This window comes from Streptomyces sp. NPDC111606, assembly GCF_055656945.1.
This window is the reverse complement of record NZ_JBVKBY010000023.1, coordinates 45,093-56,204: the sequence shown is the minus strand read 5'-3', so window position 1 is coordinate 56,204 and position 11,112 is coordinate 45,093. Positions and strand designations below refer to the sequence as shown.

8 protein-coding genes and 7 pseudogenes are annotated in these 11,112 nt (G+C 66.2%); 5 read left to right on the top strand and 10 right to left on the bottom strand.

The window, feature by feature from the left end; translation table 11 throughout:
* Positions 1 to 94: 94 nt before the first annotated feature.
* Positions 95 to 697, bottom strand: a pseudogene (locus tag ACZ7M7_RS43630) (hypothetical protein); the annotation flags it as partial.
* 150 nt (positions 698 to 847) lie between these two features.
* Positions 848 to 985, bottom strand: coding sequence for an Imm1 family immunity protein (locus tag ACZ7M7_RS43625; protein ID WP_472127293.1), 138 nt, complete (start codon positions 983 to 985; stop codon positions 848 to 850).
* Positions 986 to 1,187: 202 nt separating this feature from the next.
* Here ACZ7M7_RS43625 and ACZ7M7_RS43620 point away from each other — a divergent pair.
* Positions 1,188 to 1,990 (top strand): IS5 family transposase gene (locus ACZ7M7_RS43620; RefSeq protein ID WP_472127291.1). Its coding sequence is split into 2 segments (ribosomal slippage): positions 1,188 to 1,499 and positions 1,502 to 1,990, totalling 801 coding nucleotides; the frame shifts between segments, so codons are not numbered across the junction.
* Positions 1,991 to 2,017: 27 nt separating this feature from the next.
* Here the strand turns inward: ACZ7M7_RS43620 and ACZ7M7_RS43615 are convergent.
* The 6 genes and pseudogenes from ACZ7M7_RS43615 to ACZ7M7_RS43590 form a co-directional block, all read right to left on the bottom strand.
* Positions 2,018 to 2,410: pseudogene (locus tag ACZ7M7_RS43615) on the bottom strand (IS5 family transposase); the annotation flags it as partial.
* Between the two features lie 17 nt (positions 2,411 to 2,427).
* Positions 2,428 to 3,503: pseudogene (locus ACZ7M7_RS43610) on the bottom strand (IS110 family RNA-guided transposase).
* Between the two features lie 230 nt (positions 3,504 to 3,733).
* A pseudogene (locus ACZ7M7_RS43605) lies at positions 3,734 to 3,975 on the bottom strand (IS5/IS1182 family transposase); the annotation flags it as partial.
* Positions 3,976 to 4,037: 62 nt separating this feature from the next.
* On the bottom strand, positions 4,038 to 4,808 hold the full coding sequence (istB, locus tag ACZ7M7_RS43600) for an IS21-like element helper ATPase IstB (RefSeq protein WP_472127281.1): 771 nt from the start codon (positions 4,806 to 4,808) through the stop codon (positions 4,038 to 4,040).
* Positions 4,805 to 6,277: an IS21 family transposase gene (gene istA / locus ACZ7M7_RS43595; protein ID WP_472127279.1), complete on the bottom strand. Its 1,473-nt coding sequence runs from the start codon at positions 6,275 to 6,277 to the stop codon at positions 4,805 to 4,807. Before istA ends, istB begins: the two co-directional genes overlap by 4 nt.
* A gap of 69 nt (positions 6,278 to 6,346) precedes the next feature.
* Positions 6,347 to 6,508: pseudogene (locus ACZ7M7_RS43590) on the bottom strand (IS5/IS1182 family transposase); the annotation flags it as partial.
* Positions 6,509 to 6,584: 76 nt separating this feature from the next.
* Here ACZ7M7_RS43590 and ACZ7M7_RS43585 point away from each other — a divergent pair.
* The 4 genes and pseudogenes from ACZ7M7_RS43585 to ACZ7M7_RS43570 form a co-directional block, all read left to right on the top strand.
* Positions 6,585 to 6,932, top strand: coding sequence for a hypothetical protein (locus ACZ7M7_RS43585; RefSeq protein ID WP_472127278.1), 348 nt, complete (start codon positions 6,585 to 6,587; stop codon positions 6,930 to 6,932).
* A 60-nt stretch (positions 6,933 to 6,992) separates the two neighbouring features.
* A pseudogene (locus ACZ7M7_RS43580) lies at positions 6,993 to 8,186 on the top strand (DNA primase family protein); the annotation flags it as partial.
* The gene (locus ACZ7M7_RS43575; protein WP_472127277.1) at positions 8,183 to 8,584 is read left to right on the top strand and encodes a DUF6009 family protein; all 402 of its coding nucleotides are present in this window, start codon (positions 8,183 to 8,185) and stop codon (positions 8,582 to 8,584) included. The pseudogene ACZ7M7_RS43580 and the gene ACZ7M7_RS43575, both read left to right, overlap by 4 nt.
* Before the next feature lie 17 nt (positions 8,585 to 8,601).
* Positions 8,602 to 9,003, top strand: a pseudogene (locus ACZ7M7_RS43570) (ATP-binding protein); the annotation flags it as partial.
* A 38-nt stretch (positions 9,004 to 9,041) separates the two neighbouring features.
* Here ACZ7M7_RS43570 and ACZ7M7_RS43565 read toward each other — a convergent pair.
* Positions 9,042 to 9,971 (bottom strand): YncE family protein, encoded by a 930-nt coding sequence (locus ACZ7M7_RS43565; protein ID WP_472127275.1) that lies wholly within the window; start codon positions 9,969 to 9,971, stop codon positions 9,042 to 9,044.
* A gap of 64 nt (positions 9,972 to 10,035) precedes the next feature.
* Entirely contained in the window at positions 10,036 to 11,103 is a 1,068-nt protein-coding gene (locus ACZ7M7_RS43560; protein WP_472127274.1) for a hypothetical protein, read from the bottom strand.
* Positions 11,104 to 11,112: the final 9 nt, after the last annotated feature.

The window sequence follows — 11,112 nt, the reverse complement described above, 5'->3', positions numbered from 1 at the left end:
CGCGCGCTCACGAAGCTCGGGCGGGTAGGGGGACGGACGTGCCATGACTCGATCCTCTCAGGGGATCGAGCCTCCATCAGACCCGGAGCGGTTCAACGTTGTAGGCGTAGACGTAGTTGGGTGTCTTGCCTAGAACCTTGAGGCGGTTGGGCAGCCAGACCTTGGTGAGACGGCCGAGGCTGTCGTACTCGGTTTCTGTGACCTTGGTGTTGGGGTCGGTGACCTTGGTCGGGGTGCCGGTGGCGAAGTCGACCGTCGTCGTCTTGTACAGGTTGGCGTCCTCAACGGCGGTCGCCGTCACAGGACCGGTTGCTGCTGGCGTGTAGGTCGTCTTGGAGACCTGCAGGCCGTTGGTGTTCTTGACGATCAAGGGGCGGCCGAGCGAGTCGAACGTCGCCGTGGCCACCTTCTGCCAGGCGGGGGCGTCGTCGCTGCCGTAGCCCTTGGCTCGTCCGGTCCAGGTCGCATCGCCCTTGGTCGGGGTCTGGGAGACCGACCATGTAGTGGCCGCCGTGTCGTCGTAGACGGTGGCGGTGTCTGCGATGACGTCGCCCGGACGCTTGGAGTCCGCGGGCAGATCCAGTGCGGAATCGGCCGTGGAACAGAGCCTGCTGACTGTGCGCGTACGGGAGGCGAGGGAGTTGATGCCCTTGGCGTCATTGCGGGCGTACCAAGTGCGGGTGCACTTCTCGTCGCCGGGGTCCGTGCCGGTGACGCACACGGCACGGACCCCTCATCACTCAGCCCCGAACGATGTTGCCCCACCTAGGCCCCGGGTGCTCCACCCGAGTAGCCGCTGGTTCGGAGCCATGCGGCGCGACCCTATGGGCCGCGCCGCGGCAGGGTTTCACCAGATCTCTGGCTCCTGCCATTGGATACATGTCGGCCTTTTCCCGCCAGACGTCAAGAATTCCTTGACGGCCTGGCGAACGAGACTGATGGAGATCTCTGACCGGTCAGGGAATTCATTCTCGTTCCCCACAATGAAGTAGGAAACTTATCTGATGCCCACCCATATTTCCCCATACTACGGAACTCACCCGATTGAAGGAGCGCCACCGGAGCAAGAACGGCGCACCAGCGGCGTGCATCAAGACAGGCTCCCTATGAGCTCGTCGCGATCTTGAGTGAGCGTGCTGGTCGAGCGTGTCTGGTGTGATGATCTGGTCGTTGATGACCGTGTGAGTATTCGGCCGTGGATCGTGGACGACGACCTGTGGGAGCTGATCGAGCCGCTGCTGCCGCCCTGGCCTGAGCGGTCGCCGGGACCGAAGCCGGTGGACGACCGGCTGTGTCTGCAAGGCATCCTCTATGTCCTGCACCAGGACATTGCCTGGCAACTCCTGCCCTTGGAGCTGGGGTTCGGCTCCGGACAGACCTGCTGGCGACGTCTGGACCGCTGGCAACAGGCCGACGTCTTCGAGCACCTGCACCGGATCCTGCTCGCGAAGCTCAACGCGGCCGGCGAACTCGACTGGTCCCGCGCGTGCGTGGACGGCTCCCACGTCCGCGCGAAAAAGGGGGAACCGCAACCGGTCCGTCGCCGGTCGACCGGCGCAAGACGGGCAGCAAACACCACCTGATCTGCGACGGCAAAGGGACCCCGCTGCACGTCATCACCACCGCCGCGAACGTCAACGACATCACGCAGACCCTCGCGCTGATCGACGGCATCCCGCCGGTGGCCGGACGGCCCGGCCGTCCCCGCCGACGCCCCGAGGCCGTGCTCGGCGACAAGGCGTACGACTCCCGGGCCGTGCGCCGCGAACTGCGCAGGCGCCGGATCCTGCCGGTAATCTCCCGCAAGGGCTCCCCGAACATCAAGGGCCTGGGCAAGCTCCGCTATGTCGTCGAGCAGACCTTCGCGCTCCTCCACCAGTTCAAGCGCCTCGCCGTCCGATGGGAACGACGCCTCGAACTCCACGACGCCTTCCACTCGTTGGCCTGCAGCATCATCTGCTGGCGACGCCTGAAGAAGACCCGCTCATGATCCTGTTACGAGCTATTAGACGCCATTTCACTTGGTCAGTCTGCGGTGACATATGAGGGTTGCGGCGATGGCGAGGAAGTGTTCCGGCTTGCGTTCGTAGCGGCGGTGCAGGCGTCGGCAGCCGGACAGCCAGGACACGGTCCGCTCCACGACCCAGCGGTGTCGGCCCAGGTGCCGAGATGACTCGATGCCTTTGCGGGCCAGGCGATGCCGAATGCCACGGGAAGTGAGCCATCGGCGCAGGTGGCGGTAGTCATAACCCTTGTCACCGTGCAGCTTCCCGGGGCGCCTGCGCCGTGGGCCACGACGGGAGCGGATGGGCGGGATGCCACGGACCAGAGGGATGAGGGCCTGGCTGTCGTGGAGGTTGGCGGCGGAGATGCCGATCGACAGGGGCAGTCCCTGGCGGTCGACGATGAGGATGCTCCTATAGGTCGTCAACCTGTGGGGCAGAGTTGTTCGGTGGTGAGTTGCGGGCGGGGTAGCAGACGGTAGATCTCGCGGGCGACGAAGCGTTTCAGGCACCGGATGATCTCCTTCTTGGAGAGGCCGTCGGCGGTGCGTCGGGCGACGTATTTCTGAGTGCGCATGTCGTACTTCATGCGGACCAGGACGATTGTGTGCAGGGCTCTGTTGGCCTGGCGATCGCCACCGCGATTGAGCCGGTGGCGGTGGGTGCGGCCGGAGGACGCAGGGATGGGTGAGGCTGCGCAGAGGTGAGCGAAGGACGCCTCGGAGCGGAGACGTTCGGGGTTGTCACCAGCGGTTTCCAGGAGCTGACCTGCAGTCTCGGGGCCCACGCCGGGCAGCGCGATGAGCTTGGGGGCAGCTTTGGTGACTAGCGGGCCGATCTCGGCTTCGGCCTCCTTGATCTCCTCGGCCAGTGCCTGGTATCGGCGGGCCAGTCGCATCAGGGTGACTTTGGTCGTGTAAGCGGGATCTTCGAGGTTTCCGGTGGGGCGGGAGCGGGCGAGGGTGCCGATCAAGTCTTTGGCGGACAAGCCGCGGAATCTGTCGCGGACCTCGCTGGGGGGCTGATCATCAGAGCGCGGATCTGGTTGATGGCCTGGGTGCGGGCCTTGACCGCGGAGTTGCGGGCCACGCGCAGAACGCGGATGGCTTCTACGATGCCGTCGCGGGTCTTCGGGGTGCCGTTGGCACGGCCTGACAGCACAGCGGTGGCGGCCGCGTAGGCGTCCACGGGGTCGGACTTGCCGTTGGCGCGGCGGGACTTGCGGTCAGGGCGGTCGACCTCGAGGACGGTGAGTCCGTTGCCGCGCAGGAAGCGGGCGAGCTCGGCACCGTAGGAGCCGGTCCCCTCCATCCCGACAGCGATGATCTCGCCGTGGGAGGTGAACCATTCCAGCAGTCGCCAGTAGCCGTCCGGGGTCGTCTCGAATGATTCGGTGGCCAGCTGCCGGCCCACAGTGTCGATGACGGCGGCCTGGTGAAAGTCGGTGTGGGTGTCGATCCCGCCGACCACAGTTATCTCGGTTGCCTCGTTGGCTGTCATGCTGGTGATGCTGTCCTTCCGAACCACGCTCTGGAGAGGGGATAGCACGGGCCGGTCGGGCAGACGGACAACACAGTGATGGGACCTCTGGTCAGGCTCCTATCAGGTCACGAAAGTCCGGCTGGCCACGCGCATGATCGCCCCGGACCGACGCATCCTCGCCAGGACAACTCAACAGCGTCGGTGGATTTTTGGGTCAGGTCCGAGGCGATCACCCAGCCATCATCACTGTGGATTTTCGATCCCTTCTTGCCGCGGTCGGTCGGATTCGGTCCTGTCAGCTGCCCCCTTTGAGGGCCCGGACGCTGACGGAGTCGATCGCGCACCGCGACCAGCCCAGCTCGCCCCGGGCGCCGAGTTCGTCCAGGACCAGGCGGTGGAGTTTGGCCCACACCCTGGCCTCGGTCCACTCGGTGAACCGCCGGAAGGCGGTGACCCCGGACAGGCCGAAGCCTGGCGGGAGTTGATTCCAGGTGCAGCTGTCGACGTACGGACTTAGATCCCCAGTCGCGTACCTTTCTTCGTCCTCACCTGTCAGGCCACGTCCGTCTCGCGCTCGATGGCCTGCAGGCGATTCTTGAGCCTGTAGCTGGGGCCGTTGATCGCGACGACATCGCAGTGGTGCAGTAGCCGGTCGAGGATCGCGGTGGCCAGGACCTCGTCGCCGAACACCTGTCCCCACTCGCTGAAGGTCTTGTTCGAGGTCAGGATGATCGAGCCCTTCTCGTAGCGCTTCGAGATCACCTGGAAGACCAGGTTCGCCTCGGCGCGTTCAAGAGGCTGGTAGCCGACTTCGTCCACCACCAGGACGCTCGGCCGCAGGTAGGAGCCGAGTTTGCTGGTCAGCCGTCCTGCCGTTTCAGCGGCTTTGAGGTTGCGGACCATGTCGTCGAGGCTGGTGAAGTAGATCGAGTAACCGGCCCGGCAGGCCGCGACCACCAGTGCGACAGCGATGTGCGTCTTGCCGACTCCGGGCGGCCCGAGCAGGGCTGCGTTGGCCTTGGCCTCGACGAAGGACAGGGTGGCGAGGTCCTTGACCTTGCGCGGGTCGAGGTCCGGCTGGAAGGAAAAGTCATACTCGTCCAGCGTCTTGTGGTGCGGCAGCTTCGAAAGCCGCAGGCCCTGGCGGAAGCGGCGGTCGTCCCGGACGGCGAGTTCCTCGGAGAGGACCAGGTCGAGGAAGTCGAGGTAGCCGAGCTTTCCCTCGTCCGCGCGTCGGTTGAACTCGTTGATGGTTTCTGCCAGATGGGGCAGGCCGAGCTTCGCGGCCGTGGTGCGGATGCGGTTGCCGGTCAGCTCGCTCAAGACGATTCCTTCGGGGTGCGGTGGGTGGTGAAGGGGCGGGTGCCGGTCAGTTCGTCATAGACCGACAACGGTCGGCGGCCGACCTCGACCTGGGTGGCGGCGGCCCGGTTCAGCAGGGCCTGCAGTGGTCCGGCTGCTTCGCCCAGGGGGCGGTGGTGACGCGGCTGGACGGGAACTTCGCCGGTGGTCGTCCGGCGGCCCTTGCCGGTGGGAAGCCCGTCCCAATGTGTTTCCTCGACCACGCGGACCCCGCGGCCGACTGCCCTCGGGTGCATGGCCAGCAGCGTTTCGCCGCCCGAGTCGGGGACCGTGGCATGCAGCATGACCTGGGATTTCGTGGCCCGGATCTCGACGAGCTGGCGCGGGCGAACCTTGCGGGCAGGCACCGAGTAGAGGTTGCCGCCGAACGCGATCAGACAGTCCTTGCCGACCGGCCGCAGGTGCCGTTCGGCCACCAGATACGGGGCCGGCGGCAGCGTTTTGAGGGCTGCGTGGTCCCGTGCGGCCCGGTGCCCGATGACCTCACGGTGGGTCTTGTGGATCTGTGCCCGCCGTCTGGGCACCCAGGCCGTGAATGCAGCGTCCATCTCCTCAATCGAGGAGAAGGCCCGCCCGGACAGAACGTGGTCGCGGACGATCAGCACCTGGCGTTCGACCCGTCCTTTGCCGGTGGGCCGGTAGGCGGCCAGCACGTCGATGTCGAAGTCGTAGTGCCCGGCGAATTCGACCGCTTCCGGATGTAGCGGCACCGCCTCACCAGGGGCGACATGCCGGCGCACGACGGTCTTGGTGCGGTCGTAGACGATCGTCATCGGCACCCCGCCGAAGTGCGCGAACGCCCGCCGGTGGCAGTCGAAGAAGGTCTCCAGATCCTGGCTCGTGGTGAAGCAGCAGAACGGATCACGGGAGTACGAAAGGGTCATGTGGAAGGAATAGACCTTCCCGATGCCCATTTGCGCGAGGATCTTCCCCTCGTCACCCCAGTCGACTTGCGCCTGGGCGCCGGGGATCACCTCGAACCGGCGGTGCAGGCCCGCCAGTTCCTTCGGCGTGATCCCGAGTTCCTCGGCGATCCTGGGGCGGGCTTCCTGGACGTAGAGCTTGACCCGCTGGTAGGTCCCGGTGAATCCGTACTCCGCGACCAGGCGTTCGTGGATGACCGCGGCTTTCATCAAGACCTCGGCCCGCAGCATTGCATCGACCAGCGGCGCGAACTCGTCGATCACCCTCGCCCGGGACCGTCCGTTCGGCGACCGCCGCGGCGGCGTCGCCGGCCCCGGCGCCGACAGGTACTTCCGGACCGTCTTGCGGTCCAGCCCCGTCTCCCGGGCGATCTCCGACAGGCTCAGCGCACCGGACTCCAATAGCCCGCGGAACCGCCGCAGTTCCAACCAACGCTCCGCGTCCAAGAGCATCGCCAGGCCCCTCTCCGCTGCCACACCGACCAGCAGCAGAGTGCCGAGCAACACGCCTCACCGCACCAACAACCGTCCTTATTCATCCGTACGAAGCTGGGGACGTAACTGTGTACGCCGACAGCAGCCCGAGGTGGCCACGAAGATGATCGCCGCCAGCACCTCGCGGTCCCCGCGCCGACGATGTCCTCCGCCTTGCGGTCGGACCGGCGCCGACGGCACCACCCGCTGAAACAACGTCCACAGCTCTTCCGGCGCCATCCGCTCGACAAGCGCAGCAGTCATCACCCCATAGTGCTGCAAGATCACGCCAACTGAAATAGTGTCTAAGGTGGGGGCCCGGGACAAGGGAAAGGACCGGATGATGCATGGGGAGAGGACGCCGGCAGAGCGGGCTCTGGGGCGTTCGTACACCACCGGTGACGCAGTCGGGTTCAACATCACCCAACTGACCGTCGAGCACCATCCGGACCGCACGGCGACGTTGACGTTTACGATCACTGTGGAACGACCCGACCACCCGGACGAAAGCTGGGTTGTCCCCCTTCCATGGGACGACAAGTCCTTCGTGGACGTGCTCACCTCGCCCGCTCCCCACCCGGACCGGTTGCAGCAGCTGGTCCACATCGTCCACGCCCTGCTGGAAGAGTGGTGGGACACCAAGGGCCGCAACAGGCGGTCGGCGCGGATGGGACGGCGGATCCCCTGAGGCGGCATCCTGCGATGCCGGTGACACTGGCCGAATCCCGGCCGAGTCAAGGTCGTTTGCCCGAGGGGCCTGTTCACCACCACAGCCCTGCACAAGCACCGCACCCGTGCCATGTCGCCCACCGGCATCAACGCCATGCTCACCCAGGCCAGGTCCGCGCCCGGCATGGTGCTCAATGCCGACCGACTGGACGCCGACCCCTACGCCCTGTGCACCCCGCGCGGAGTCGTCGACCTGCGCACTGGCCTGCTGAGTGCCCCCGACCCCAACAAGGACTTCCACTCCCGCTCAACCACCGTCGGCCCCCAGCAGATGCCCGTCCCGCGCTGGCTGCGCTTCTTGACCGACACCTTCGGCGACGACGCCGAAGGCCTCAAAATGATCGACTACCTGCACCTGCTGCTCGGGTACTCGATCACCGGGGACGTCGGAGCCCGGATCCTCCCCTTCCTGTGGGGAACGGGGAAGAACGGCAAGTCCGTCCTCCTGGACGTCATGATGAAACTGCTCGGCGACTACGCCGATGCGGCCCCGCCCGGCTTCCTGATGGCCAAGCCGTTCGAAGGCCACCCGACGGACCTCGCCGAACTCCACGGCCGGCGCGTCTACGTCTGCTCGGAGATCAAGCCCGGCGACAAGTTCGACGAAGCCCGGGTGAAGCTGCTGACCGGCGGCGATCGGATCAAGGCGCGCCGCATGCGCCAGGACCCGTTCAGCTTCGAACCGACCCACAAACTGTGGCTGCTGGGCAACCACAAGCCCGAAGTCGGCACCGGCGGTTTCGCGTTCTGGCGCCGCATGCGCCTGATCCCCTTCGAATGCGTCGTCCCCGACGACCGCAAGATCGACAACCTGGCCGACCTCCTCGTCATGGAGGAAGGCCCCGGCATTCTCGCCTGGCTCATCGACGGCGCCCGCCGCTACCTCGGCGGCGACCGCGACCTCACCGGCCCCGAACGCGTCCGCATCGCCACCACTGCCTACGCCGAGACCGAGGACCACACCGGCCGCTTCTACGACGAGTGCTGCCGTATGGGCCCCGACCTGCGCGCCGAGCAGACGGCGCTCTACGCCGCCTATACCGCCTGGTGCCACAATGAAGGCGCGCAGATCATCTCCTCACGCGCGTTCGCCTCCCGGACCAGGGAACTGGTCGGACTGGCCTCGCCCAAGGAGATGAAGGTGTCCAATCAGCGCAAGTACTACCCGGGCATCGGACTGCTCACCGACGAGGAGAGGGAAGCCGGCGCATGAGTTCCCTGATCAGCGCGGACGAGATCAGCCACGAAGCCGAACTCGTGTGGCTGGAGGACATCAACGACCTCGACTACGTACGCCAGAGCCTGGACCGGCTGCCCACCCGCAAGGGCAAACCCCCCTACCACCGCGACGGGCGCATGGTCGGCTACGCCATCCTCGGCCCCGACGCCAAGGCATCCCGCGCCTCAGGCACCTTCCGCCGCCGCGTCTTCTGGCTCCTGCCCCACGACCGCGACGCCGAGCCCGACGGCCTGTACGCCAGGAGCGCTCCCGCCGAGGCCGTCGACCCGCGCACCCTCCAGCCCCGGGTCAAGGGCTACAAGACCGAACGCTCCGAAGGCGGCCCGCCCTCCCGCGCCATGCAGGAACTCGGCATACAACTCCCGCTGTAATCACGTCCTGTCGGGCGAGCAAGACGATCGCCCGCTGCGGTCGCGTCGACCTTCTCGAAATCGACGAACTCGGCTACCTCGAACTCGACCGCCGCGGCGCCGAGATGCTCTTCCAGGTCCTCACCGAGCGTGAGGACAAGAACGGCATTTCACTGTGGCGAGCAGTACACCGCGTTGATGCGGTGATCCACTGCGGCCACTCAGACCGCCTCGCACACCGGGCACATCCGCCGGCCCTCGTCTCTCGATGGCGGCCGTCCGAAGCCGTACCCCGGTTCAGACGGCAGCCATGGCCTGGAACGGCACACTATCGAGCAGAGCACCGCCCGCAGCCCGGCATCCGGACTCAGCCAGTCACCGCACCCCGGACAACGCCGTTCCCGCACAGGGTTGATCCCGGCCACCGGGCCCGTTTGTGACCCGCCCAGAGATCCATACCGAGGTTGAGAAACGGGCACTAACCGCCCGCTGGGTCGATCGCGGATACGTTGTTGTCGCCGCGGTTGGCGACGTAGATGCGGTTGCTGTGCGGTTCGAAGGCCAGGCCCTGGGGGTGGGAGCCGACGGGGATCCTGTCGGTCACGGTGGCGGAGGTGGGATCGATCACCCTCACCAAGCCGTCGGGGTGGGTGACGTAGACGGCGCCATGGGAATCAACCGCCACACCGGTCGGGCTCGCGCCGACGTCGATATTGGCGACGCCGCCGGTCGTCATATCGATCAACGACACCGTCTTGAAGCCGGAGTTTGCGACATAGGCGCGGCGTTTTTGGGGATCGATCGCAATGCCCGTGGGGTGCTGTCCGACGGGGATGTTTTCGATGACCACGGGGTTGGCGGTGCTCGTGGCATCGAGCACCGCCACCTTGTTGTGGTCGGGTCGCGTGACGAAGACGCGGTGACTTACGGGATCAACCGCCACACCGAGAGGTCCCTCGACTTCGGTGGAGTCAGGGTAAAGGAAGGGGGGATTGCTGCTGGTTTTAATGATCGACACACTGTCAAGGCCGCGGCTGGCCACGTAGGCCCGACCCATGAAGTGATCGACCGCCACCCTCAGCCTGTCGGGTGGCGCGGGGCCAGACGAGCCTCCGACGACGATGGTGGTGACGAGGGCGTGGAATCTGTCGAGCGCCGACACCGTGGAATTGCCGCCGTTGGCGATGTAGACGCCGAATTGAGGATCGGTTGCCACGCTCTCCGGTTGGAGTCCGACGTTGAGGGTGGCGCTCACCGTGTTCGTCACAGAATTGATCACCGACATGGTATTGGCACCACTGTTGGTGACGAAGACATGGTCATGAACGTCGACCGCCACACCGACCGGCTTCCATCCCACGGGGATGGTGGCCACGACACGCGGCTTTTCAGTGTTGGATGTTTTCATCGCTACACGACTTTCTTTTATCACCGTCATGCCTTGCCAGGAACTGGCGCTCCTGGCTTGGGGATCATGTGTCTTGGGCAAACGGCGGTTTGCCTTGGTGCTGCTCCGGATGCTGTACGAAGGTATCGGTCGGGTCGCCTTCTGGGCGCCGTTCGGGCACGTGCTTGGGAACCACAGCAGTGCGAGTGGAACGACCGAAGACCTCAACTCCTGTTTGGGAGGCGAGGCCGCGGATGCGGCAGGCAGGGGCGCCGGGGCGGCGGACGGCGTAAAGGTTTGCGGACAGACCGGAGTCAGCAGCGTGTTCCATCCTGCCGGCATACACCGTTTCGCCGGTGGTCCGGGTCACCTGCAGCGCAACACCGTTCGAAGCGGGCCGGTAGAGGATGAGAAGAGCGACGCTCAGAGTGCCGTTCCCCGCGCTCGTGCTCACGCCGTAGCCGAGCACTGCGGGAGCCGACAGCAGGTGGTCGTGGCTCTGGGCACTCAGAAGGTCGCGACGGAGAACAATGTAGGTGGGCTGCTCCCTGCAGGTGATGTCCAGGACGACGCGTGCCTGCGCAGATAGTTCAGGTGCCCAGTCGTGCACGGCCGCGAGAACGATGGATGCACGCGTCGCGCCGGTCTCCGTCGCCACGAACGCGTCACCGGTCGATCCGGGGTCGGACAGCAGAGCGAGCGGTGTCGACTCGTCTGGGCCCGGCAGCCCGAAGCGGTGTGCGAGCAGTTTCCGGGCGAAGTCGGCCCGGGTGACCACCACCGGGCTCATCTCAGAGGCATCGGCGAACCCCGCGACCGTCTCCATGTCTGATGGCTCGCCCAGCCGCCCCAGAGCCGTGAGTGCAGCGAGGACGACCTTCTCACCCGGATTGCGCAGGCTGCGAGCCGCTGTGACGGCGCGTGCGGGAGCCGTCCTGGCGAGGGCGCCCAGGGATGCTCCGCGGACAGCGTCGGCAACGTCGTGCGAGGCGACGGCCTCCTCCAAGAGGTCATCTCGGCCCGGGAGGTCGACAGCGGCATTCGACAGGACGCTTATGGCCTCCTGGGCGGTCATAGTCGCCGAGGCGCCCCGTAGTGCGGCTGCAATGGTGTCGCGCTGCAACTGCGCGGCAGGGATGTCGAGATAGAGCATGACGGTCAA